This is a genomic window from Streptomyces sp. PH10-H1 (assembly GCF_030063355.1).
Lineage (GTDB): Bacteria > Actinomycetota > Actinomycetes > Streptomycetales > Streptomycetaceae > Actinacidiphila.
Genome location: NZ_JASISZ010000005.1, coordinates 170,069 through 191,421, shown reverse-complemented (window position 1 = coordinate 191,421; position 21,353 = coordinate 170,069). Strand labels below are relative to the sequence as shown.

27 protein-coding genes and 1 pseudogene are annotated in these 21,353 nt (G+C 69.7%); 13 read left to right on the top strand and 15 right to left on the bottom strand.

The genetic code is table 11. The features are described 5' to 3' along the window. Window position 1 precedes the first annotated feature (1 nt). The 5 genes from QMK24_RS05775 to QMK24_RS05755 are packed head-to-tail and all read left to right on the top strand — an operon-like array spanning window position 2 to window position 3,321. The gene (locus QMK24_RS05775; protein ID WP_283464040.1) at window positions 2–679 is read left to right on the top strand and encodes a peroxiredoxin family protein; all 678 of its coding nucleotides are present in this window, start codon (window positions 2–4) and stop codon (window positions 677–679) included. Next, on the top strand, window positions 676–933 hold the full coding sequence (locus QMK24_RS05770) for a thioredoxin domain-containing protein (RefSeq protein ID WP_283464039.1): 258 nt from the start codon (window positions 676–678) through the stop codon (window positions 931–933). The genes QMK24_RS05775 and QMK24_RS05770 overlap by 4 nt, the downstream gene beginning before the upstream one ends. 29 nt (window positions 934–962) lie before the next feature. Further along, complete coding sequence (locus QMK24_RS05765; RefSeq protein WP_283464038.1) at window positions 963–1,178, top strand: hypothetical protein; 216 nt, start codon at window positions 963–965, stop codon at window positions 1,176–1,178. Continuing rightward, window positions 1,175–1,411, top strand: a complete 237-nt coding sequence (locus tag QMK24_RS05760) for a hypothetical protein (RefSeq protein ID WP_283464037.1) — start codon at window positions 1,175–1,177, stop codon at window positions 1,409–1,411. The genes QMK24_RS05765 and QMK24_RS05760 overlap by 4 nt, the downstream gene beginning before the upstream one ends. Further along, the gene (locus QMK24_RS05755) at window positions 1,408–3,321 is read left to right on the top strand and encodes a copper resistance CopC/CopD family protein (protein WP_283464035.1); all 1,914 of its coding nucleotides are present in this window, start codon (window positions 1,408–1,410) and stop codon (window positions 3,319–3,321) included. The genes QMK24_RS05760 and QMK24_RS05755 overlap by 4 nt, the downstream gene beginning before the upstream one ends. Here QMK24_RS05755 and QMK24_RS05750 read toward each other — a convergent pair whose 3' ends face one another. From QMK24_RS05750 to QMK24_RS05740, 3 genes are all read right to left on the bottom strand, one after another. Beyond that, on the bottom strand, window positions 3,322–4,065 hold the full coding sequence (locus QMK24_RS05750) for a hypothetical protein (protein WP_283464034.1): 744 nt from the start codon (window positions 4,063–4,065) through the stop codon (window positions 3,322–3,324). Window positions 4,066–4,318: 253 nt separating this feature from the next. Further along, window positions 4,319–4,789, bottom strand: a complete 471-nt coding sequence (locus QMK24_RS05745; RefSeq protein WP_283464032.1) for an ArsI/CadI family heavy metal resistance metalloenzyme — start codon at window positions 4,787–4,789, stop codon at window positions 4,319–4,321. A gap of 29 nt (window positions 4,790–4,818) precedes the next feature. Next, on the bottom strand, window positions 4,819–6,174 hold the full coding sequence (locus tag QMK24_RS05740) for an NAD(P)-binding domain-containing protein (RefSeq protein ID WP_283464031.1): 1,356 nt from the start codon (window positions 6,172–6,174) through the stop codon (window positions 4,819–4,821). Window positions 6,175–6,273: 99 nt separating this feature from the next. Between QMK24_RS05740 and QMK24_RS05735 the strand changes: the two genes are divergently transcribed. From QMK24_RS05735 to QMK24_RS05725, 3 genes are all read left to right on the top strand, one after another. Beyond that, complete coding sequence (locus tag QMK24_RS05735) at window positions 6,274–6,633, top strand: ArsR/SmtB family transcription factor (protein WP_283464030.1); 360 nt, start codon at window positions 6,274–6,276, stop codon at window positions 6,631–6,633. Between the two features lie 40 nt (window positions 6,634–6,673). After that, window positions 6,674–6,922 (top strand): hypothetical protein, encoded by a 249-nt coding sequence (locus QMK24_RS41710; protein ID WP_502962481.1) that lies wholly within the window; start codon window positions 6,674–6,676, stop codon window positions 6,920–6,922. 270 nt (window positions 6,923–7,192) lie between these two features. Then, complete coding sequence (locus QMK24_RS05725) at window positions 7,193–7,786, top strand: cation efflux transmembrane domain-containing protein (RefSeq protein ID WP_283464029.1); 594 nt, start codon at window positions 7,193–7,195, stop codon at window positions 7,784–7,786. A gap of 166 nt (window positions 7,787–7,952) precedes the next feature. On the opposite strand, the gene QMK24_RS41705 is transcribed toward QMK24_RS05725, so the two are convergent. From QMK24_RS41705 to QMK24_RS05700, 6 genes are read right to left on the bottom strand one after another with little or no spacing between them, the layout of a single operon-like run. Continuing rightward, window positions 7,953–8,108: a hypothetical protein gene (locus QMK24_RS41705; protein WP_502962482.1), complete on the bottom strand. Its 156-nt coding sequence runs from the start codon at window positions 8,106–8,108 to the stop codon at window positions 7,953–7,955. After that, window positions 8,105–8,452, bottom strand: a complete 348-nt coding sequence (locus tag QMK24_RS05720) for a class I SAM-dependent methyltransferase (protein WP_502962483.1) — start codon at window positions 8,450–8,452, stop codon at window positions 8,105–8,107. The genes QMK24_RS41705 and QMK24_RS05720 overlap by 4 nt, the downstream gene beginning before the upstream one ends. Then, window positions 8,449–8,697: a hypothetical protein gene (locus tag QMK24_RS05715; RefSeq protein WP_283464028.1), complete on the bottom strand. Its 249-nt coding sequence runs from the start codon at window positions 8,695–8,697 to the stop codon at window positions 8,449–8,451. The genes QMK24_RS05720 and QMK24_RS05715 overlap by 4 nt, the downstream gene beginning before the upstream one ends. Beyond that, window positions 8,694–8,855 (bottom strand): hypothetical protein, encoded by a 162-nt coding sequence (locus QMK24_RS05710; protein WP_283464027.1) that lies wholly within the window; start codon window positions 8,853–8,855, stop codon window positions 8,694–8,696. The genes QMK24_RS05715 and QMK24_RS05710 overlap by 4 nt, the downstream gene beginning before the upstream one ends. Then, window positions 8,852–9,646 (bottom strand): aquaporin, encoded by a 795-nt coding sequence (locus QMK24_RS05705; protein WP_283464026.1) that lies wholly within the window; start codon window positions 9,644–9,646, stop codon window positions 8,852–8,854. The genes QMK24_RS05710 and QMK24_RS05705 overlap by 4 nt, the downstream gene beginning before the upstream one ends. Before the next feature lie 38 nt (window positions 9,647–9,684). Further along, window positions 9,685–9,999 (bottom strand): ArsR/SmtB family transcription factor, encoded by a 315-nt coding sequence (locus QMK24_RS05700; RefSeq protein ID WP_283464025.1) that lies wholly within the window; start codon window positions 9,997–9,999, stop codon window positions 9,685–9,687. Between the two features lie 91 nt (window positions 10,000–10,090). On the opposite strand from QMK24_RS05700, the gene QMK24_RS05695 reads away from it, so the two are divergent. The 5 genes and pseudogenes from QMK24_RS05695 to QMK24_RS05680 all read left to right on the top strand — a co-directional run bounded on the left by QMK24_RS05695 (window position 10,091) and on the right by QMK24_RS05680 (window position 13,367). After that, a complete protein-coding gene (locus QMK24_RS05695) occupies window positions 10,091–10,504 on the top strand; it encodes an arsenate reductase ArsC (protein WP_283464024.1) in 414 nt (137 codons plus the stop codon). 131 nt (window positions 10,505–10,635) lie between these two features. Next, window positions 10,636–10,824: pseudogene (locus QMK24_RS41700) on the top strand (NUDIX domain-containing protein); the annotation flags it as partial. After that, complete coding sequence (locus QMK24_RS05690; RefSeq protein ID WP_283464023.1) at window positions 10,823–11,146, top strand: hypothetical protein; 324 nt, start codon at window positions 10,823–10,825, stop codon at window positions 11,144–11,146. The pseudogene QMK24_RS41700 and the gene QMK24_RS05690, both read left to right, overlap by 2 nt. Before the next feature lie 516 nt (window positions 11,147–11,662). Then, window positions 11,663–12,517, top strand: a complete 855-nt coding sequence (locus tag QMK24_RS05685) for a DUF8746 domain-containing protein (protein WP_349307823.1) — start codon at window positions 11,663–11,665, stop codon at window positions 12,515–12,517. A 145-nt stretch (window positions 12,518–12,662) separates the two neighbouring features. After that, window positions 12,663–13,367: an ABC transporter permease gene (locus tag QMK24_RS05680; RefSeq protein WP_283464022.1), complete on the top strand. Its 705-nt coding sequence runs from the start codon at window positions 12,663–12,665 to the stop codon at window positions 13,365–13,367. 113 nt (window positions 13,368–13,480) lie between these two features. Here the strand turns inward: QMK24_RS05680 and QMK24_RS05675 are convergent, their stop codons facing one another. The 6 genes from QMK24_RS05675 to QMK24_RS05650 all read right to left on the bottom strand — a co-directional run bounded on the left by QMK24_RS05675 (window position 13,481) and on the right by QMK24_RS05650 (window position 21,326). Beyond that, the gene (locus QMK24_RS05675; RefSeq protein ID WP_283464021.1) at window positions 13,481–15,874 is read right to left on the bottom strand and encodes a helicase-associated domain-containing protein; all 2,394 of its coding nucleotides are present in this window, start codon (window positions 15,872–15,874) and stop codon (window positions 13,481–13,483) included. Window positions 15,875–16,131: 257 nt separating this feature from the next. After that, a complete protein-coding gene (locus tag QMK24_RS05670) occupies window positions 16,132–16,899 on the bottom strand; it encodes an ABC transporter ATP-binding protein (RefSeq protein WP_283464020.1) in 768 nt (255 codons plus the stop codon). After that, window positions 16,896–17,774, bottom strand: a complete 879-nt coding sequence (locus QMK24_RS05665; protein ID WP_283464019.1) for an ABC transporter ATP-binding protein — start codon at window positions 17,772–17,774, stop codon at window positions 16,896–16,898. The genes QMK24_RS05670 and QMK24_RS05665 overlap by 4 nt, the downstream gene beginning before the upstream one ends. Further along, window positions 17,774–19,120, bottom strand: a complete 1,347-nt coding sequence (locus QMK24_RS05660) for a branched-chain amino acid ABC transporter permease (RefSeq protein ID WP_283464018.1) — start codon at window positions 19,118–19,120, stop codon at window positions 17,774–17,776. Before QMK24_RS05660 ends, QMK24_RS05665 begins: the two co-directional genes overlap by 1 nt. Next, window positions 19,117–20,046, bottom strand: coding sequence for a branched-chain amino acid ABC transporter permease (locus QMK24_RS05655; protein WP_283464017.1), 930 nt, complete (start codon window positions 20,044–20,046; stop codon window positions 19,117–19,119). Before QMK24_RS05655 ends, QMK24_RS05660 begins: the two co-directional genes overlap by 4 nt. A gap of 104 nt (window positions 20,047–20,150) precedes the next feature. Continuing rightward, window positions 20,151–21,326, bottom strand: a complete 1,176-nt coding sequence (locus tag QMK24_RS05650; protein ID WP_283464016.1) for a branched-chain amino acid ABC transporter substrate-binding protein — start codon at window positions 21,324–21,326, stop codon at window positions 20,151–20,153. Between the last annotated feature and the right edge of the window lie 27 nt (window positions 21,327–21,353).

The following is a 21,353-nucleotide window of genomic DNA, read 5'->3' as shown; positions in this document are numbered from 1 at the left end:
CATGAGAGCGACGAGTAAGACAGCGCCACGCCGGCCCGTGCGGCGCCCATCCTCCGGCGCCGCGCCGGACCCGCGGCACCGCCTGTGGTGGCGGGCGGGTATCGCGCTGGCCACTGTCGGCGCCCTCGCCGCGCTGTACGCGGTGTTCTCCACCTCCAGCAGCGGGCGTACCGGCGGCCAGGGGGCGTACGACGTCGGCAGCCCCGGGCCCGGCACCCCCGCCCCCGGATTCGCCCTCACCTCCAGCACCGGCCATCAGCTCCAACTGGCTGACCTGCGCGGCAAGAACACCCTCCTGTATTTCCAGGAGGGCCTGACCTGCCAGCCCTGCTGGGACCAGCTCACCGACCTGGAGAAGGACGCCGCCAAGGTCAAGGCCGCCGGGATCGACGACATCGTCTCGATCACCACCGACCCGGCCGATCTCATCGCCCGCAAGACCCGCGACATGCACCTGGCCACGCCTGTCCTGTCCGACCCCGACCTGGCCGTGTCCAAGGTCTACCGCGCCAACGACTTCGGGATGATGGGCGCCTCCCGCGACGGCCACACGTTCGTCCTTGTCGGCCCCGATGGCACCATCCGCTGGCGTGCCGACTACGGCGGCGCCCCGGACTACACCATGTACGTCCCGGTCGCCCGCCTGCTGGCCGATCTCGCCGCGGGGACGCACCGATGATCGCCCTCACGCTGCTCACCCAGAACGATTGCGGCTGGTGCGACCGCGCCAGGCGTCTGCTGGCCGAGGTGGTCGATGACGTCCCCCTGCAGCTGACCGAGATCGGCCTGGATACCGACACCGGCCGTGAACTCGCCGCTCGCCACCGCCTGTTGTTCGCCCCCGGCCTGCTCCACGGCGACCGGCTCATCGCCCACGGACGGCTCTCCGCCCGCGCTCTGCGCCGCGAACTGGCCCGTATACCTCAGCCCTGAAATCCCTGAACGAGACGAGGAGCCCGACCATGGACAAGTTGCTCTACCTCCTGCCGACTCTCATGTGCCCGATAGGGATGGGAGTCGTGATGTGGTTCCTGATGCGCACCAAGCGCGGCGACGCACCCGTCACCCCGACGGCCGCCCAGGAACAGGAGCTGACCCGGCTGCGCAAGGAAGTCGACGCCCTGCGTGCCGAGCAGGACAGCCCGCGCCCCGACCTGCACAAAGGAACGGCCACATGACCGGGCTCCTCTTCCCGCTCGCCGCGACCGCACTGGCCGCCGCCGTCACCTGGTGGTGCTGCGTACGCCCCGCGCGGCGGCAGCCCCACACGCCTGCGGCGGACTGCTGCGCGGCACCCTCCCGGTCCATCGACGACGAGATCCGGGACACCGCGGCGGAACTACGACGACTGCGCGAGCAGGCCGCCCCGCCGCCGGTACTGGATGAGCGACCGGAGACCCTTAGCTCGTGACACCCCCCGCACCAGGCGAACGGCGCTCAGCATCGCGCTACGCCGCCGTACTCGCCCTGCTCGTCCTCGCCGTTCTGCTGGGCACCGCTGCCCCGGCCTCCGCGCACGCCACCTTGCTGTTCACCGGCCCGGCGGCGGACGCGACGGTGGCCGACGCTCCCAGTGCCCTGGTCCTGGTCTTCGACCAGCCGGTCAGCCTCTCCGGCGCCACCACCGTGCGCCTGAAACCGTCGGCCGACCTCGGCTCCGCCTCGTTGAGCAACGACGGCCGCACCGTCACCCTCCCGGTACGCGGCGGCATCACGGCCGGAGTGCGGACCGTGGAATGGCAGGTCACCGCGCGCGACGGCGACATCATGGCGGGCAGCTACCAGTTCGCCGTCGGCCCGCGCACCGTCGCCCTCAACTCCGGGCAGGCCACCCAGGCCAAGGACGCCACGCCCACCGCCGTCCTGCGCTGGCTGCTGTTCGCCGCCCTGGCCCTGCTGCTGGGCGAGTTGACCGGGCGCCGCCTCGCCACGCGGGTGCCCGGCGCTCCCGGCGCACGGCCGCGCCGCTGGGCACCGGCCGCAGCGCTGGTGGGATCCGCGTCGGCCGTCGGCCTGGCCGCGCTGCTCGCGCACGACGGCTCCAGCCTCGGAACCCGCCCCGGGGTGCTGGCGCTGTCGGAGGTGGCCGGCTTCGCTCTCGCCGCCCTCGCCACGTTCCTACGGCGTGAGTCCTGGGCCGCCCTGCCGCTGACCGGTGTGGTCGTCGCCGAGGCGCTGCGCGCCCACCCGCAGGCCGACCATCCCCTCGCCGGGGCGCTGCTGACCGCTATCCACCTCACCGGCGCCGTCCTGTGGACCGGAACGCTGGTCAATGTGCTGCGCACGGCTGCCCTGTGGCGCGGCGCCCCCGCTCGCACGGTGCTGCTGTCCTACGCCCGGCTGGCGGCCTGGCTGTTCGCCGCCGTCATCATCAGCGGGCTGGTCTCGGCACTGTTGCTCGTCCCGTTCGGCGACTTCGCCACTACGGGCTACGGGCAGGTGCTGCTCGTCAAGATCGCTCTGGTCGCCGCGGTGAGCGGCCTGGCCGTGCTCGCCCGCCGCCGGCTCCGCGCACGCACCGGCCGATCCGCGCAACGGCTCGCCCGTACCGAGGCCGCCATCCTCGCCTGTGTATTGGCCCTGGCCGCCACCCTCACCGTGCTGCCCGCCCCCGCCGGCGCGAACCGGGCGCTGCCCTTCGCGCCCCCGGCCGACGGCCCGCTCGTCCCGGTCGGCACCCGGGCGGGGGAGATCGGTATCAGCGCCCGCGCGAGCGCCGGACAGCTCGTCATCGACCTGTCCACACCCCAAGTCGGCGACACCGCTTCCCCGTCGTACGCCCTGGGCCTGACGCTCGCCGATCCACGCGGCACCACCCGGCCCGTGAAGCTGCGCGGCTGCGGCACCGGCTGCTTCTACACGCCCGTCGCCTGGCACGACGGCACCAGCCACCTCACCCTCACCGCCTCAGCCGGGCCGTGGCAGGGCGGCCGCGCCGGACTCGCCGTGGACTGGCCGCCCCAGCCGGACGCCGCCCTGTTGCGCGAGGCCGTCGCCGCGATGAAGGCCGTCCCCCACTTCACGCTGCACGAACTGGTCACCAGCAACACCGCGTCCGGCCTCGGCAACCCGATGGCGCTGCCGGTGAGCGGCAACGACTTCCTCGCCTCCGAGCCGTACGGCAGCGGCACCGCCCCCGTCACCACCCGCCTGCCCGACGAGGGCGGCCGGCGGCTGATCGCCCTCGCCTACCCCGCCGAACACCTCCAGCTCGCCCTCACTCTGGAGCGGGACGGCCGGATCCTCCATGAGACCCTGGCCGCCCCCAACCACCTGATCACGCGCACCTTCGTCTACCCGGAAGGCGCGGAGGAGCGGTGACTACTCGCCTTGGGGGAAGTCGAACGAGGATGGCACCTTCAGTTTGCTGTCGGGAACCCCGAAGACAAGGGCGATTTCGCGATGCGCGGTCAGCTCGATCGATGCCGGATCTCCGGCCACGCGCTTGCCGTCCACATACGCCGCCAGCGTCTTGCCGCCTCCCGCCGTCAGCCCACCGATCCCCTGGGCGTCCAGCCGCACGCCCCACTCATTGAACAGCTGGCCAAGGATGTAACGACGGTGCGCCGGCGCCTCGACGTGCACTACCCCGGCCGCGTCGTGGGTGTGGAGCTCCGACATGGCCTGCGCGGCCTGATCGATCCCCAGGTTCGCCGGCACCGGCACCGCCTTGCCGTCCACGATCACATCCAGGTGCGCATGGAAGTGATTGACGGTCCCCTCCATCGCCGACACCTTCAGCCCGGCCGCCTTCGCCCCCGCCGAGGCATTCGCCGGGGCCGCCCACGGCGGCAGCATGGTCGAGCTGCCGTAGGCCACCGGCGCAGGCAACGGCCCCGACGCCTTGCCGTCACCCGACCCGCCATGCGCCGTCACCGCCCACACGATGCCCCCGGCCGCAGCCACACCGACGATACTCAGCGCCGATATGAACGCCACCCGCGCCCGTCGCTCCTTGCGCGCCTGGGCCGCCCGCGCCGCCGCCACCCGCTCCCGGGCGCTCTCCTTGGCCGCCTTCTGCCCGCCCGCACGAGCGGGGGCGCTCTTCGTCGACTTCTTGGCCACGGCGCTTGTCTCCTCAGTCCATCGGATCACCGAAATCATCACCGATACTACTAAGGACTTTAGGTGAACGGCGCGTGGATCGGCGACCCTGGGACCTCTAGGTCACAAGTGACCCGTAGGAGGAAGGCGTAATAGGCGATATCCCAGTTGGTGATCTCGGTGGCACGCAGCGCGAGTAGCGCGGCGCGCGGCCGCGACCTGACCGCCGGTCCCGGTCGGGGCCTCGCTGGTGTGCGGGGCAGCCACGTGAAGGTCAGCTGCAGCAGCCGGACGCGGCTGTGGACGAGGCTTTGGTGCTGGTGTCCTTGGCGTCCGCAGTAGCGCAGCAGGCGCTGCCTGCTTGCTTGGCGAGGCTGTCGGCGTCGGCCTTGACGACGTAGACCTCCCAGGGCTCGCGGCCGGGGCCGTGGACCCACACCTTGTCCTGCAGGGCGTAGCAACAGGTGGTGTCGTTCTCTTCGACAGTGTCCAGTTCGGCGTCCTTCAGACGCTGGGTGGCGGCGGTGACGGCTTCGGTGGTGTCGACTTCGACGCCGAGGTGGTCCATGCGGGTGTCCTCGCCGTCCTGGCCTTCGATGAGGACCAGCTTGAGCGGCGGCTCGGTGATGGCGAAGTTGGCGTAGCCGTCACGGAGCTTGGCCGGTTCGGTGCCGAACAGTTTGGTGTAGAAGGCAATGGACGCGGCGAGGTCGGGAACGCGGAGGGCGAGCTGTACGCGGGACATGAGGAGCCTCCTGCTGGTTGGGGTGGGGTTCAGCAGCCGCCGGTGGCCGGGGCTGCGCCGATCTGGAGGGCGGCCGGGGTCGCGCAGCAGCCTCCGCCGTCGCCGGCCTGGGCGGTGTCGGGCTCGTCGAACAGACCCGCGCCGCCGCACACCCCGGTCTCCGGAAGGGTCAACTCCACGCGGGCGGCGGCCTCGTGGTCTCCGGCCAGGGCGGCGGCCACGGAGCGGACCTGCTCGTAGCCGGTCATCGCCAGGAAGGTGGGGGCGCGGCCGTAGCTCTTCATGCCCACCAGGTAGACGTCCTGCTCGGGGTGGGCAAGTTCCTTGACACCGTGCGGATAGACGGTGCCGCAGGAGTGGACGTTGGGGTCGATGAGCGGGGCCAGTTCGACCGGTGCCTGCAGGCGTTCGTCGAGGGCGAGGCGGAGTTCGGAGACGAACGACAGGTCGGGGCGGAAGCCGGTGAGGCCGATGACCTCGTCGACCGGCTCCAGGCGGCGGTCGTCCTCGCCGACGAGGACCAGTCGATCGCCGTCCTGCTCGACCGCAGTGGTGCGAAAGCCGGTGACGGCGGTGGCGTGCCCGGCGTCCACGGCGGCCTTGGCGCGCAGGCCCAGCGCGCCGCGGGCGGGCAGCTGGTCGGCGTCGCCACCGCCGAAGGTGCTCGCTCCGACGCCGCGCCGCAGGATCCACACGGCGTGGGTGCCGGGGGCCTCCTTGGCGAGGTCTGCGAGGCAGGCGAGTGCGGTGAAGGCGGAGGCGCCGGTGCCGACGACAGCGGTGCGTCGGCCTGCGTAACGCTCCCGCACGGCCGGGTCCTTCACATCGGGGACGCGGTAGGAGATGCGGTTCGCGGCGGCGCGTTCGCCGAGGGCGGGCAGGCCGTCGCCGCCCAGCGGGTTGGGAGTGGCCCAGGTGCCGGAGGCGTCGATGACGGCGCGGGCCAGGATCCGCTCCTCGACTCCGTCAGCGGTGGTCAGGTGGACGGTGAAGGGCTGCTGGTCGCGGTCGGAGTCCACGACACGGTCACGGCCCGCCCGGGAGACGCCGGTGACGGTCGCATCGAAGCGGACCTTGTCGCCGAGGATGTCGGCGAGCGGCTGGAGATACTGCTCTGCCCAGTCCCCGCCGGTCGGGTACGTGGCGCCATCAGGGTGGGTCCACCCGGTCGGGGCCAGCAGCTTCTCCGCAGCGGGGTCGACGACCTCGGACCAGGTGGAGAACAGCCGGACGTGACTCCACTCGCGTACCGCGCTTGCGGCGGACGGTCCGGCTTCCAGAACCAGTGGCTCGATGCCCTGCTCGATGAGGTGGGCGGCGGCGGCCAGGCCGACGGGGCCGGCGCCGATGACCACGGTCGGCAGGGTGGTGGTGCTGTCGCTCATCGGATGCTCCAGGGGCAAGGTGCCGTCGGATCTTCTGTTTCGACGTCTGTCGATATGGAAGAGCTTGCCTCGCGCATCGACAGATGTCAACATAGATGCATGTCGAACCTGAGCGTGGTGGAGTTGCCGGTCCTGAACAACGACACGGTCGTTCCCTGCTGCCCGCCGCTGACCTCGGCGGAACTGTCGGAGAGCGACGCGGTGAAGATGGCGGCCATGTTCAAGGCCCTCGGCGACCCCGTGCGCCTGCGGTTGTTCTCCAAGATCGCCGCCCACCAGGGTGGGGAGGCGTGCGTGTGCGACATCCAGGACGTCGGCGTCTCCCAGCCGACCGTCAGCCACCACCTCAAGAAACTGCGCGAGGCCGGGCTGTTGACCTCCGAGCGGCGCGGCACCTGGGTGTACTACAAGGTGGAGCCGTCGGTGCTCGCCGCCATGGGGCAGATGCTCGCCATCTGAGACCGGCTACCCGCGCGACGGCCAGCCGCACACGGCACGGATGACCCGGATTCCCGTCGAAGACGTCGGTGTCCGGCGGCCCGGGTCGGTTTCGTCAGAGGCCTCTGGGCGCGTACTTGATGACGCCGACGCCGGCCAGGCAGATAAGGGCGTCGACGATATCCGCGCGGTCGGGCCGGAAGCCATCGGCAACCATGCCTCAGGCCAGGGATCCGGCACTGACCCCTACCGGCTGGCCGCCACCCGCGCTCGTGCCGAACAGCAGGCGGCCGCAGCCGCCGCCGGCTGACGGCCCTCCGCTACCGCACCGCCGCCACCATCGTCGTGATCGGCGTCGGCGGCATGTCCACCATCCTGCTCGTCCAGACCGTGCTGGGCTGGTTCGGCTTGGCCTGACATGAGGGTGACCTAGCGATTCCCTTGCTGCGGAAACTACCGCCTCAGGGCCGGAACCCGCTGCTGTCGGCAGGGAGCTGCCTCCCCGCAGCTGCGCTGACCGATCTCCCCCAGACGGTGGTCCGAACCGGGGCCGCCCAGTCCGACCTGGGATAGTCACGCCGTGACCAAACCGATCGAGATTTCCCGCCAGACCCTGCTTCGCCGGGGCTTCCTCCTGGAGTACGCCACGCTGGGCTGGAACGTGGTCGGCATCGTGGTATTGGCCTTCGCCGCCGTCGCGGCGCGCTCGGTGGCCCTGGCGGGCTTCGGCCTGGACTCCCTGATCGAGATCGGCGCCTCGACGGCGGTGATCTGGGAGCTGTCGGGCACCGGCGAGGACCGGCAGCGCAAGGCCATGCGGCTGATCGGCTCCGCGTTCCTGGCACTCGCGCTCTACCTGCTGGTGCAATCGACCTGGGTCCTGGCCGCAGGCTTCCACGCCCACCACAGCCCTACCGGGATCGCCTGGACCGCAGTCACCGCTGTGGTGATGTTCGCCCTGGCCTGGGGCAAGGCTCGCACCGGCGCCGCGCTGGACAACCCGGTGCTCAAGACAGAGGGGCGCGTCACCTTCATCGATGGCCTGCTGGCCACCGCCGTCCTGCTCGGCTTGGTGCTGAACGCAGCCGTTGGGCTTTGGTGGACCGACCCGCTGGCCGGTTACGTCATCGTCTACTACGGAATCAAGGAAGCCCGAGCCGCCTTGATCCACTGAAACCGCACAAACGCTCCACTCCTAACCCGCACCGGCCCCCGGCTTCCTTAGTCCAGACAAGCAAGCCGACCCGCTACCGGTTACATCCTGGTCTACCGGATGCAAGCCGCTGAACGCCGGTCAGCGGGGCGCGGCGATCAGCAGCCCGGCCAGAGGGCTGAACCCGTTACGGCTTGGTGGCACGCACGACAACTGCGTGCATGGCGTCGGCGATCCGATGGGTCGGGATGATGCTGATGTCGGTGAAGCCGGCAGCCGCCAGGTGGTCGCGGTACTCGGTGAAAGTGAGGGCGCCGGCGAGGTCGAGTATCTCGTCGGTCATGTCCAGGCCATAGGCGATGCCGGCGGGGCCGATGCATGCGCCGAGAGCAGGACGTCGATGCCGCCGCCGGAGCCGAGGTCCAGGACGGTCTCGCCCGCGTGGAGGTCGGCGACGGCCAGTGGGTTTCCGCAGCCGAGGCTGGCGGCGACGGCCGCTGCGGGCAGCTCGCCGCGTTCACCGTCGGTGTACAGGGCTGCGCCGAAGGTCTCGTCCAGGGCGTCGGACTCCGCGCAGCCGACCTCGTCGGAGCAGCAGGAACTGGGCCCGGACGACCCGTTCCGGGCAACGGTGGCGTAGTGGGTGCGGACCCGTTCGCGTGCTGCGTGGTTGTCGGAGGTCGTCACGGCGTCGTTGTCTCCTTCGCGGGTGAGGAGCGGTGCGGGATGCGGTGTCGCAGGGCTCGCAGGAGCAGGGGGAGGCCGACCACTGCGGGCAGGAACCAGAAGGACAGCGGTGGAAGGCGTTTCCACAGCGGCAGCCGGGGCGTGTTGTCGACGTAGAAGGCGGTCAGCAGGGCCCGTACCGGCGTCGAGGTAGGCCACACGGGCTTCGCCGACCTGGGTGTAGGTCCGGCCGGAGGGTCGTTCATGCGGGGTCATCGCCGCCCACCGCCGTCTCCTCGGTCAGGCACAGCGCCAGGTCCAGCACGCTGGGCACGCAGGCGTCGGCGATGGAGTAAAAGATCCGGTTGGAAGAGAGCCCAGCCTGGCCGCCGCCGACCACCACCACATCCGCACGAAGGATCATGCCGCAGGCGTCCCGGTGGCCGTCCTGCCGCGCAGGAAGATGACTGCCACCAGCGCCAGGCCGGCCACGGCGCCCAGCAGTTGCATGGCGATGAACGCCGGCACGGAGGCGGGGGCGATGCCCGCGAAGGTGTCGGTGAAGGCGCGGCCGATGGTGACGGCGGGGTTGGCGAAGGAGGTGGAGGAGGTGAACCAGTACGCGGCGCCGATGTAGGAGGCGACCGCGACGGGCGCGAAACGGAGCCGGTCGGTGCGGGCCAGACCGAAGATCAGCAGGATCAGACCGGCGGTCGCGACCACCTCACCCAGCAGGAGGTTCCCGGCCGAGCGGTCGTGCGTGGACCACTCCACCAGCGGCTCGCCGAACATCGCGTCCGCCAGGATCGCGCCCGCGATGGCGCCGACGATCTGCGAGGGCACGTAGACGGCCACCTCGCGGGCGGTGACACCTGCTCCGCCACGGCGTGCATTCCACCACTCGGCCAGCGTCACGGCCGGGTTGAAGTGCGCGCCGGAGACCGGGCCGAGGAGTGTGATCAGTACGCCGAGGCCGAAGACGGTGGCGGTGGAGTTGGCCAACAGCTGGAGAGCCACGTCCTGGGTGAGTTCGGTGGCCTGGATCCCGGAGCCCACCACGATTGCCACGAGGGCGGCGGTGCCGACGAGTTCGGCCGCGGCGCGGGCGATGAGCGGGGTACGGGGCGGGGTGGCGCCGGGTGCGGGCTGGGGCGCGTCGGCGGCTATGACGGTCTCCGCGTGGGGGGCGGTGCCGACGGGCTCGGTGGCGGTCAACGAATTCTCCTCGGGCAGGTGAGGCAAAGCGCGGAAGGCTATGGGCAGGACCGCTTGAGGTTCGCGTCGGCGGTGGCACGCGCGGCCTGGGCGAGGTCGGCGAACTGACCGGCGAGGGCTTCGATGACTTCCGGGCGCAGGCGGTAGTAGGTGTATCTCCCGCAGGGCTCCGTATCGACGACCCCGGCCTCGCGCAGCACCTTCAGGTGGTTGGAGAGGTTCGTCTGCTTGGCACCCGTCTCCTCCACGAGGTGGGTGGTGCAGAGCGTCTCCTGGGCGAGGAGGGTCACGATCTGGAGCCTGAGCGGGTCGGCCAGAACCCGGATCAGATCAGTGTCGACTGACGTCATCATGCGCTGATACTGTCACATCAGTGGTGGCTGACACCATCGGGTGCTGATGCTATTCGTGCCCGGCCATGCTGCGAGACGAGAGAGACCTCTGATGTCCGACAAGCCCTCGGTGCTGTTCGTCTGTGTCCACAACGCCGGCCGCTCCCAGATGGCCGCCGCGTGGCTCACCCACCTGGCCGGGGACCGCGTCGAGGTCCGCTCCGCCGGCTCCAACCCAGGTGACGCCGTGAATCCGGCCGCGGTCGAGGCCATGGCCGAGGTCGGCATCGACATCTCCGCCGAGACCCCCAAGATCCTGACCACTGACGCGGTTAAGGAATCGGACGTGTGCATCACCATGGGCTGTGGCGACACCTGCCCCGTGTTCCCGGGCAAGCGGTACCTGGACTGGAAGCTCGAAGACCCGGCCGGCCAGGGTGTCGAGGCCGTCCGCCCGATCCGCGACGAGATCAAGAAGCTCGTTGAGGACCTGTTCGCGGAGATCGCCCCGGAGCCGGCGGCGTGAGCTGAAGCCGCGGCTTAGTGTCTGGGTAGTTCACTACTGCAGCCCCATTTACGCTGGCGGAACAGGCTTCCGTCGCGAGGTGGACCGGTGGGCAGCATCCGGACCGCTACACCGCCGTTGTCAACGTCTGCGTGACGCTGCGCCGCGCCGAAGGCCGGGTGCTGTTCTCCGAGCGAGCGAATACCGGCTTCTCCGAGGGGCTGCTCGGCATCCCGGGTGGCCGGCTGGAGGCCGGGGAGTCGATCGCCGCGGGCGGAGCCCGGGAACTGGCCGAGGAGATCGACGTCCGGGTCGACCCCGACTCTTTGAGGTTCCTGCATGTCGCTCATCATTTCGGCGAGGAGTGGGGCGCGCGGCACCGATTCGCGGGCCTCTACCGCCGCCGAAGGCGTGCTGACCGCACCGTCGCCGATGACCCTGGCGGTGACGCGCCTGCTGGCCCGCACCCAGGCCGACCACCTGGTGAGCCTGCTGGACGAGCAGGACGGGCAGGCGCAGCGCGACGCCATCTACGGCCGCTATTACCGCGGCTGCGGTAAGAACCCCGCCAGTGCGCCACGAGGCGCTGTTGTGTCGGACGGAGGTGGAAGACCACCGTCGCTTCGCCGTCGTAGCGGTGGGGTGAAGCTGGAGGCAGCCTGAACCGGGGATCGCGGGGGAGGGTGAGAGCAGCCTCGACAAAGTCGGGTCGGCCCAGCACTGCCGGATGGGTCGGGCCCGGTGAGCGAGACGGGAAGGTATACGCGAGGAACCGGCGTCATTACGCCTCTTGAGTTCTTGCCAGCTCCAATCCGGTGGATATGGGCTGGTCAGCGGTGCGCAACCGTCCGGAAGGGCGGTGAACTCCCGGTCCGGTATTGGCAGCTTGGTCCGGGAGGCCACGACGAAGGTCTACGGCGTAGTCGTGGCGAGGCCGCAGGGGCAGAGCCGGGTGCCTAACCCGTCAACCGAACAGCAGTGAACGTGGGAACCGCTCGTGTCCGTTCCCCGCGACCCGGCCAGCCAGGCCGGACGGAGGGGGGATAGGCGAGATGCCTGCCGATGGGCGCGAGCGGGGCGGAGCCGTCGTAGTACTCGGAGCCGGGGAGAGCCCGGCACAGGGGGAAGGACGGCAGCGTGCCAAGCAAGGAGAGGAGTGCAATGCCCGAAGGAGCGCCGGTGAATACCGGCGCCGTGCGGTGGCCAGGTCCTGACTCGGCTCATTTCGCGGTACGGGAGATGCAGATCAAGTTGCACCGATGGGCGGGAGAAGACTCCTCCCGCAGGTTCGGTGACCTGTTCAACCTCGTCTACGACCCGGCGTTTCTGGTGCACGCGTGGGAACGCGTGGCCACCAACACCGGGGCGAGGACCCCAGGAACCGACGGGGCCACGGTGGCCCTGATCGAGACCTGGATCGGGGTCGAGGCGTTCTTGGAACACATCAGGGACGCGCTGAAGTCAGGCGCATTCGAGCCGGTCGAAGTGCGGCAGGTGATGATCCCGAAGGCGAGCGGCAAGCTCCGCGCGCTGGGGATTCCCACGGTCGCCGACCGGGTGGTCCAGGCCAGCCTCAAAGCAGTGCTCGAACCCATCTTCGAGGCGGACTTCATGCCGTGCTCGTACGGGTTCCGCCCCAACCGGCGGGCACACGACGCGATTGCCGAGATCCACCACCTGTCTTCCGGGGCCAACAAGTTCCACTGGGTCCTGGAGGCAGACATCAAGGCGTGTTTCGACGAGATCGATCACACGGCCCTGATGGACCGCCTGCGGGCGAGGATCAAGGACAAGCGCGTCTGCACGCTGGTGGCGGCCGTGCTGACCACCGCAGGCACGTCGGTCGAACCGGAGGGCTCGGCCCGCGCAGAGAAGCTCGCCGTGACCGGGTTGCCCGCGGACCGGATCGGAGCGCTCGCCTTGGAGCACCGGATCATGCTGCACGAACTGACCACCCGAACCGTCTCACTGGAGGAGACCTTCATGGAACTCACCGCCCACAGCGTCGAATACCTGGCAGGACAGCCCCGATGACCACACTCACCTCCGTCCCCCCGACCACCCCGGCGGCGCCCGTCGCCGAACCACCCGTTCGATTCCGCGACCTGCTCGCCTCCGAGTGGATCAAGATGCGGTTCCTGCGCTCCACCCGTGGACGATCACACTCACCACCCTGTTCGTGATCGGGTCCGCCGCCGCGGCGGCGATGGCGGACTACAAGAACATCGCGGACTCCGGCCCGAACACGCGGCAGTCCCACGACTTCCTGGCCTTCGACGCCTATCCGCCGGCCGGCTACTGGACGCTGATGCTCGTCGCCGGCAGCATCGGCGCCATCACCGTCGTGAGCGAGTACAGCAGCGGCCTGATCCGCACCACCACCGTGGCCGTCCCCGCCCGCGGCTCGGCGGTGCTGGCCAAGGCGGTCGTCACCGCCGCGCTCTGGACCGCGGTCGGCACGGTCATCTCCACCGGTTGCTTCCTGGTCTCCCAGGCGATCCTGAACGGGCGGCACGCCGGAGTCCCGATCACCCACCCCGGTGTGTTCCGCGCCCTGGCCGCGTCCGCGCTGGTGGCCCCGGTCTGCGCACTGATCGGCCTGGGGCTCGGCGTCCTGATCCGGCACAGCGCCACGACCATGGTCACCAGCACCTTCACACTGCTGATGCTGCCCCCGCTCTTCTCGCAAAGGAGCCTCTGGTCCGCCGACGTCAACCACGCGATGCCGGTCACCGCCTGGAGGCGCCTGGTCGAGAACTGGCCACCGGATCCCGACTCCGTCGCGTTCACCGCCACGGTCCCCGGCTCCTGGATCGTGTACGCGCTCTGGCCGCTCGTCGCGGTCCTGCTCGCGGTGGTCGTCGTGCGGCGCCGTGACGTGTGAACGTGCCTCCCGTCGCTCCGACGTATGGCGGCTGAGGGTTGTGGCCTGCGCGGATGAGGTCCGGCAGGCGCACGGCCGTGGATCGCCCTGTCCGTTCCGCTGGTCTGAGCTGTTCAGCCTGTGTGCAGAAGTGCGGCGGCGAGTGCGGGAGCGGTTGCCGGGCCCGGGCCGTAGTGGGCATGGGCGTCGGCGATTTCGGGCATCTGGGGCTCGGCGCGCTCCTCGGGGGCCCGTTCCAGTACGGTCGTGCCCGTCTCGGCTTCCAGCACCGGGGTGTATCCGGCGGTGCGTAGTGCGGTGAGTGTGGCCTGTGGGGGCGCGGTGCTGATCAGCACAGTCGGAGCGATCTTGCGCAGGCCCAGTTTGGTGAGGCCGCGAGTGGCGGCGACCTCGGTGATGAGGTGTTCGTCGTCGCTGCGGATGCAGCAGGTCGAGCGGACCACGCGCAGGTGGCCGTGGGTTCGGGCGATGTCCTTGACGGTGTAGGTGAGGGGCTGGGGCAGCGGGGTGCCACCTTCGCTGACGGCGGTCAGACGCTCCAGCAAGGTGTCGCTGTCCAGGCCGGTGTCGAAGGCGCGGCGCAGTGAGGCCGGAGTGATCCGCCAGACGATGGCGTGTCCTTCGGATTCGCGATCGGCGACGGTGGCGAGCAGGTCGGTGAGGTCGGGGGCGGCGGCGCCGGTGACGGTGGCGGTCAGATCGGCCTGGAAGCGGGCGGTGGTACGCGGGGCGGGCAGCAGCGTATCGAGGGCCAGTTGCAACTCCGCTACCGCAGCGGCGAGTCGGGGGTGGCCGGTCAGGTCCGGGCCCGCGCCGGGGACGGCCGGGAAGTGGAGCACGGCCCCGGTGTGCAGCAGGGCGCGCAGGGCGCGGCCGGTGGCGGTGAGCGCACCGTGGGCTGTGACGCCGAGCAGTTCGGCCTCGGCGAGAGTGGCCTCGGCACGCGACTGAAGGTCGCGAGTGCCCAGGAACTCGGCGAGGGCGGGGCGGAACCAGGCCGCGCAGGTGAGCAGTTCATCGAGCCCGCCGGCGGTGATGCCGTGGCCGGCGGGGAGGGTGGCGAGGGCATCGAGGATGCCTCGGCGCAGGACGGCGGCCATCACGTCGGAGGGCGAGATCAGCGCGACGGGGGTCTGGTCGTCGTCGGCCGGCCAGTAGGTGAAGATCTCCGGGACGACGCCCCAGGTGACCAGTAGCGGCAGCAGCCGCTGGGCGGGGCCCGCGGTGATCCAGGTGTCGTAGCGGGGGGTGGGCAGCAGCCGCGCCGGGGGCTCGGGGGCCTGTTTGCGGCCACGTTGCCGGCCGCGCATCGCGGGGGCGGGTACCTCGTCCTGATGCGGGCAGAGCAGGTCGGCGTTGTAGGCGAGGTCGAGCCAGAGGCGGGCCTGTTCCTCGCCGATCCCGGCGTCCTTGGCGACCCGCCGGGTGTCGCGGACCGCGATGCCACCCGCCTTGCGGATCGACAACGGCCCGGCGGCCACAGCGCGCAGCACCAGTTCGGCGTGCCAGGCGGCTGCGCCGGCTGCCGCCTGGGCCTCGCCGTCGGCGCTGCGGGGCAGCGGTACGGCGCGGGCGAGGGCGGGCGGGGCGAGGTTCAGGCCGGGGGCAGTCTCGCCGCGCAGGGCGCGGGCGATCTCGTACGGCAGCTCGACGAGGTCGGCGCCGACGGGCAGCACCAGGCCGCGCTCGGCCAGCCAGTCGGTACCCGGATCGCCGGAACCGCCGGGACGCACGGTGAACTTGTGGTTCGGGCCGGAGTAGTAGCCATATCGCGAGACGAAGCAGTGGGTGCGCAGCAGAGGCGGCCCGGGCACCAGCTTGTCGAGCAGATCGCGGGCAGCGGGCGGGGCCTGGGCGGCCAGCTCCCGTACCTTCCCGGCATCCTGGAGGAAGGTGACGATCCGCCGCTGGGAACCGTCGCGGGTTGTGTCCCGGCCCGGGCCCAGCCGGTCGGCGATCCCATGGACCTCGGGAGCGTTGAAGGCGTCGGTGAGCAGCGGGTCGACGGGGCGGCCATAGCCCTGGAACTCGGCCGAGCTGCGGTGCAGCAGCGCCGGCACCGCGACCTTCGCGGTGTGCGGGGGCAGGACCAGTACCCGCTCGGCCAGACGGTCCAGGGCCTCCTGAAGGGCGGCCCGCGCCGCTGCGTCGGGTGCGAGCCGCCGCAGGACCTCGGTGCGCTCGATGGCGCGGCTCGCGGGATCGAGCTCGGGGTCCCGGCGCGGCATATGGGCGTGGGACGGCGCGGGTCCCCTGGGGGCGGGCCCGTGCTTTGCGTCGGCGAGCTGGGCGATGGCGGCCAGCAGTTGCAGGTCACCAGCGCTCAGCGAGCCCAACGCACGGCTGACGGAGTCGTCGGACAGCAGGTGGTCGGCGAGCTGACCCAGCGTACGCAGGGCCTGCCCGTATCCGGCGGCCTGCGGCAGCGACCGCAACTCCAAGAGTGCGGTGAGCTGCTCGGGAGTGCGCTCGGCGAGCCAGTTCTTCAGGGCGATGGAGCTTTTCACCCTGCCGATAGTAGGGGACACGGGAGCGGCGGACGGCCCCGGTCAACCACCCCTGTGCGCAGCGAAACCCTGTCCGTGTCATGCGATTTGGGAGTATTCGCGGAGGATGCCGCCGAGTCGATCGCGTCGTCGGACGCGGAACTGGTCCACCCGCACCTCACGTCGCCGGGGCCGTCCGCCGCCGGATCCGCACGGACCTCGCGGAGTCGGATGTTGATGGATCGTCCTTGGCCTCTCCGCCACCGCGCGCCGACCGCTCATGCCGCGCCCTCACCCAGATATGCGGCGCGCACTCTGGGGTTGTTGAGGAGCGCGGAAGCGGCGTCCGTCATCACGATCGACCCGGTCTCCAGCACGTAGCCCCGGTTGGCGAGTTTCAGTGCCTGCGCGGCGTTCTGCTCGACCAGCAGGACGGTCGTGCCCTGCTGGTTGATCTCCCGGATGATGTCGAAGATCTGGGCCACGATCAGCGGCGCCAGGCCCATCGAGGGTTCGTCCAGCAGCAGTAGGCGCGGCTTGCCCATCAGTGCGCGGCCGATGGCCAGCATCTGCTGCTCACCACCGGAGAGCGTTCCGGCGAGCTGCCCGCGCCGCTCGGCGAGTACCGGAAACAGTCCGAAGACCCGCTCCAGGTCTTTCTTCGGCACGCCCCGGAACCGGTAGGCGCCCATCTGGAGGTTCTCGAGCACAGACATCACGGGAAACACCCGGCGGCCTTCGGGGACGTGCCCGAGTCCGAGTCCGACCACTTCGTGGGGTGGTACGCCGTCCACGCGTTCGCCGCGGAAGAGCACCTCGCCCTGGCGGGGTGCCAGCATTCCCGAAATGGCCCGCAGCGTGGTGGTCTTGCCCGCCCCGTTGGCGCCGAGCAGCGTGACGACCTCGCCCTCCTCGACGACGAGGTCGATGCCTTTCAGCGCCTCGATGCCGCCGTAGGCGACGACCAGGTTCCGCAGCTCCAGCATGGGTGCGGCGGAGCCCGGCGGCCGGCCGCCGGACGGCTCGGATACCTCGGTGGCACTCATGGCTGTGGCTCCTCGTCCGCTCCGCCGGTGTCCTCCTCGGCAGAGCCGAGGTATGCCTCGATCACCGCCGGGTCCCGCTGGACCACCTCAGGCGACCCCTCGGCGATCACCTTGCCGAAGTTGAGCACCGTGACCCGGTCCGCGACCGACATGACCAGCTTCATGTCGTGCTCGATCAACAGAACGGTCACGCCCAGCTCGGCATTGATCCGCCGGATGAGCTGTTCCAGCTCGTGCTTCTCGGTGGGGTTGGTGCCGGCCGCGGGCTCGTCCAGCAGCAGGAGGCGCGGTCCCGTGGCGAGTGCCCGGGCGATCTCAAGCCGACGCTGGACACCGTACGACAGCGACGAGGCGAGCTCGTTCTCCACCGCTTCCAGCCCGACGAAACGCAGCAGTTCCTCAGTATGGGCGTCGCTGGTCTTCTCGTTCCTGCGGGCGTTCGGCAGGCCGAGCATCGCCCCTACCGGGCCGGTGTGCTGCCGTGTCTCAGCCGCGATCTTCACGTTCTCGAAGGCGGAAAGTGCGGGGAACAGCCGGATGTTCTGGAAGGTCCGGGCGATTCCGGCCTTGTTCACCGCGTGGGGTTTCGGGCTGCGGCGCCGGCGGGCCGGTCCGCTCACCAGCTGTACGGTCGAGCCGTCCGCCTTGACGAAGCCGATGGCGCCCTCCTGCGGGACATACACCCCGGTCAGGCAGTTGAACAGGGAGGTCTTGCCGGCCCCGTTGGGACCGATGACCGCCAGGATCTCGCCTTGGCGCAGCGTGAGATCGACCTCGTTGAGGCTGGTCAGGCCGCCGAACCGCAGGGTGAGCTTCTCCACGGTCAGCAGCGTCTCGCCGGCGTCCGCCGGCCGGTTCACAGTGGGGGCGGTCATCACATCTTCCCTTCCACCGGTTCCGACATCGCGTCGGCGTCGGCTACGCCCGCTCTCGCCAGCGTCAGCTCACGCTTACGCCGGCGCGACGGGATCAGGCCCTGCGACCGGAAGATCATCATCACTACCAGGATCGCACCGGTCCACATGGTGATGTCCTGCTGATTGACGAGATTCTCCTCCTGGAACACCGCGGGCAGGAATGTCAGCACCGAGGCACCGACGATCACGCCGACGATCGATCCCATACCGCCGAAGATGACATAGGAGACGACGCTGATCGACAGGACGACGGGGAAGCTCGCCGGATTGACGTAGCCGAACCGGGAGGCATACAGCACACCGGCGAAGCCCGACGTCGAGGCGCCGATCGAGAAGGCCATCAGCTTGTACTTGACGGTGGGAACACCGTTGGCGGCCGCGGCCACCTCGTCCTCCCGGATAGCGGCCCAGGTCCGGCCCACCTTCGAGTTCTCCAGGCGGTAGAAGAGAATCACCACCAACGCCAGCATCACCAGGAACAGATACCAGTAGGGCAGGGAGTTCAGTGTCCAGTCGTAGTGGATGCCCAGGATGTTGATCGAGAAGTGCGGGATGAGGCCCGTCCCCTGATTGCCGCCCGTCCAGGTGTTCTTGTTCACGATGAACAGCTGGACGATCTCATGGAAGCCCAGGGTGACGATCGCCAGGTAGTCGCCGCGCAAGCGCAGCGTGGGCGCGCCCAGCAGCAGGCCGGCGATGAGGCACACCGCCACGGCGATGGGCATCACCACGAACGGATTGAGGGTGAACCCCGGCTTCACCGGGAGTGCACCCGTGAAGTAGGCGACGGTGTACGAACCGATGGCGAAGAACGCCACATACCCCAGGTCCAGCAGACCGGCCCACCCGACGACGACGTTCAGGCCGACCGCCAGCAGCACGAACACCGCGACCTGGTCCACCAGCACCCGCTGGTAGAACTCGCTCAGCACCGGCGGCACGAGGATCGCCAGCACCACTACCACCAGCAGCGCCAGCCGTTTGCTCAGCGGCCGGTCCCACAGTTTCGCCCAGCGCTCGCGGGGCCCGGCGGTCCGCTCAGCCGCCTCGGCCCCGAGCCCCCGGGCCCGGTACGCCTCCAGCACCGCCCAGACCACGGCCCCGGTCACCAGCCACCAGAGCAGGGCCAGTGAAGAGAAGGCGGAGCGGAGTACCAGCAGGTGGTCCGTCGGCGTCCCCTGGGCTGTGTCGGTCATCAGCCGCAGCAGTGCGGCGATCACCAGCCAGCCGCCCAACCGCATCCATCGCGGGTCCAGCCGCGACCTGCGGGCCCGCGCCTCGGACATCATCCCGTTGCTGCTCATGCGGCACGCCCCAGACGCTGGCCGAGGATTCCGGTCGGCCGGAACATCAGCACCAGGATCAGCACGATGAAGGCGATCACGTCGATCCACTGGCTCGACATGCACGACTGGCTCAGGTTCTCCACGATGCCCAGCAGCAGGCCGCCCAGCATCGCGCCCCGGATGTTGCCGATTCCGCCGAGCACCGCGGCGGCGAACGCCTTGATGCCCGGCAGAAAGCCCATTTGGTAATGCACATTCAGGTACGAGCCGAAGAGGAAACCGGCCGCGCCCCCGAGCAGGCCGCCGATCACGAAGGTCTGTGAGATCACCCGGTTGATGTTGACACCCATCAGGCTCGCGGTCTGCGCGTCCTGCGCCACCGCACGGATACCGGCGCCGAGCTTTGTGCGGGACACGACCGTGTCCAGCAGCACCATCATGACGACCGCGGTCACGACGATAACGATCTGCTGTACCCGGACCTGCGCGCCGAACAGCCTGAAGATCACGCCGTCCGTGTACAGCTCGGGGATGTTGGTCTTGTCGCGGCCGAACATCTTGCCGGTCAGGTTGAACAGAAAGATGGACGCACCGATCGCGGTGATCAGATAGACCAGCCTCGGCGCGTTCCGCCGTCGCAGCGGCCGATAGGCCACCCGCTCCAGCAGGAAGGCCAGACAGCCGCCGACCACCGCGCCGATGGCGATGCCCGTGATCATGTAGAGCACCGAATCGAAGCCGTGTGGTGTCCCGCCGCTGCCGACCAGCGCCTGAGTAACGAAGAGGCCGCCGAAACCGCCGGACATGAACACTTCGCTGTGCGCGAAGTTGATCAGCTGAAGGACGCCGTACACCAGGGTGTAGCCGATGGCGACCAGCGCGTAGAGCGCGCCCAGGGTGAGACCCGGGACCAGGAACTGCCAGAAATGGTCAGTGAGACACATGGGCGTGACGTCTTCCTCTACGCGAGCGGTACGGCCCGGTGATCCCGGGACACCGTCCCGATACACCCGGGCCGCACCGGCTCGGACCCTGAAGCATCCTCGGATCAGCTGCCGGCGATCAGTTTGTCCACCGTGCCGATCAAGGTGATCTTGTTGTCCTTGACGCCGTAGATGAAGATGCCCTTCTCGGAGACCTCACCGTTCGGCAGGAACTTGATCTGCTTCGTCAGCCCCTTGTAATCCACGGTCTTCAATCCGTCGACGACCTTGGCGCGGGTGACGTCCTTCCCGATCGACTTCATCACCGAGATAATGGTGTTGGCGGTGTCGTACGCCTCCGGTGAGTAGGTGCCGGGCGGCTGGTTCGCCAGCTTCGTGTAGGCGGCGACGAACGCCTTCGCCGTGGCGTCGGTCGCGGCGGTCGCCGACAGGCAGGGGCAGGTGAACTGCCAGCCGTTGGCCGCTGCGCCCCCGAGCTGGACGAACTTCGGGTCGTTCGTACCGTCGCCGGACATCGGTGTGCCGGCGAAGTTCGTCTGCTTGAGTGATTTCGCCAGCGGAGCCGCGTCCGCGTAGTAGCCCGCGTAGTAGAGCGCATCGGCGCCCGAATTGGCGATCTTGGTGGCGACGGCCGAGTAGTCGTTGGTGCCGGCGGCGACGCTGTCGGTCACCACCTGGGCGCCGTTCTTGACGAGCTGCGACTTGACGTTGTCGGCCAGTCCCACGCCGTAGTCGGACTTGTCGTCCAGGACGTAGACCTTCTTCGCCTTCAGTTTCTTGGCGATGTAGTCGGCAGCGGCGGAGCCCTGGGCCGAGTCCGGAGGGACCACCCGCCAGAACGTCTTGAAGCCGAGCGAGGTTAGCTGGCTGTTGGTCGCGGACGCGCTCACCGAAGCCAGGTTCGCCTGGGTGAACAGCGGCTCGGCCGACTTGGTGGGGCCGGAGAAGGTCGGGCCGACCACGGCCACGACACTGCTGTCACCAATGAGCTGCTGCGCGGCGCTCGGGCCCTTCGCCGGGTCGCCCTGGTCGTCGGCGTCCTTGAATTTGAGTGTGAACGGCAGGTCGCCCTTGGCGTTGGCCTGCTGGAGGGCCAGCCTGACGCCGAAGTCCTCGTTGATGCCGAGCTGGGCGTTCGGGCCGGTCAGCGGCCCCTGGAAGGCAATCGTGTAGGACGGCTTGCCACCGCCACCACCTCCCTTGTTACTGCTGCACGCGGAGAGGAGCAGTGCCCCGGTCGCGAGCGGCAGACCCGCCATGATGATCGTTCGATTACGCACGATGAACCCCTTGCAGTCGCTCGTGTT

Excerpts from the sequence above, each read along its gene's own strand:
- QMK24_RS05735 (WP_283464030.1), top strand. The coding sequence starts at position 6,274 with ATGTCGAACCTGAGCGTGGTGGAGTTGCCGGTCCTGAACAACGACACG.
- QMK24_RS41705 (WP_502962482.1), bottom strand. The coding sequence starts at position 8,108 with ATGACCGACGAGATACTCGACCTCGCCGGCGCCCTCACTTTCACCGAG.
- QMK24_RS05670 (WP_283464020.1), bottom strand. The coding sequence starts at position 16,899 with ATGAGTGCCACCGAGGTATCCGAGCCGTCCGGCGGCCGGCCGCCGGGC.
- QMK24_RS41710 (WP_502962481.1), top strand. The coding sequence starts at position 6,674 with ATGACCCGGATTCCCGTCGAAGACGTCGGTGTCCGGCGGCCCGGGTCG.
- QMK24_RS05710 (WP_283464027.1), bottom strand. The coding sequence starts at position 8,855 with ATGATCCTTCGTGCGGATGTGGTGGTGGTCGGCGGCGGCCAGGCTGGG.
- QMK24_RS05775 (WP_283464040.1), top strand. The coding sequence starts at position 2 with ATGAGAGCGACGAGTAAGACAGCGCCACGCCGGCCCGTGCGGCGCCCA.
- QMK24_RS05660 (WP_283464018.1), bottom strand. The coding sequence starts at position 19,120 with ATGAGCAGCAACGGGATGATGTCCGAGGCGCGGGCCCGCAGGTCGCGG.
- QMK24_RS05770 (WP_283464039.1), top strand. The coding sequence starts at position 676 with ATGATCGCCCTCACGCTGCTCACCCAGAACGATTGCGGCTGGTGCGAC.
- QMK24_RS05655 (WP_283464017.1), bottom strand. The coding sequence starts at position 20,046 with ATGTGTCTCACTGACCATTTCTGGCAGTTCCTGGTCCCGGGTCTCACC.
- QMK24_RS05665 (WP_283464019.1), bottom strand. The coding sequence starts at position 17,774 with ATGACCGCCCCCACTGTGAACCGGCCGGCGGACGCCGGCGAGACGCTG.
- QMK24_RS05765 (WP_283464038.1), top strand. The coding sequence starts at position 963 with ATGGACAAGTTGCTCTACCTCCTGCCGACTCTCATGTGCCCGATAGGG.
- QMK24_RS05700 (WP_283464025.1), bottom strand. The coding sequence starts at position 9,999 with ATGATGACGTCAGTCGACACTGATCTGATCCGGGTTCTGGCCGACCCG.
- QMK24_RS05760 (WP_283464037.1), top strand. The coding sequence starts at position 1,175 with ATGACCGGGCTCCTCTTCCCGCTCGCCGCGACCGCACTGGCCGCCGCC.
- QMK24_RS05740 (WP_283464031.1), bottom strand. The coding sequence starts at position 6,174 with ATGAGCGACAGCACCACCACCCTGCCGACCGTGGTCATCGGCGCCGGC.
- QMK24_RS05690 (WP_283464023.1), top strand. The coding sequence starts at position 10,823 with ATGTCGCTCATCATTTCGGCGAGGAGTGGGGCGCGCGGCACCGATTCG.
- QMK24_RS05695 (WP_283464024.1), top strand. The coding sequence starts at position 10,091 with ATGTCCGACAAGCCCTCGGTGCTGTTCGTCTGTGTCCACAACGCCGGC.
- QMK24_RS05745 (WP_283464032.1), bottom strand. The coding sequence starts at position 4,789 with ATGTCCCGCGTACAGCTCGCCCTCCGCGTTCCCGACCTCGCCGCGTCC.
- QMK24_RS05715 (WP_283464028.1), bottom strand. The coding sequence starts at position 8,697 with ATGAACGACCCTCCGGCCGGACCTACACCCAGGTCGGCGAAGCCCGTG.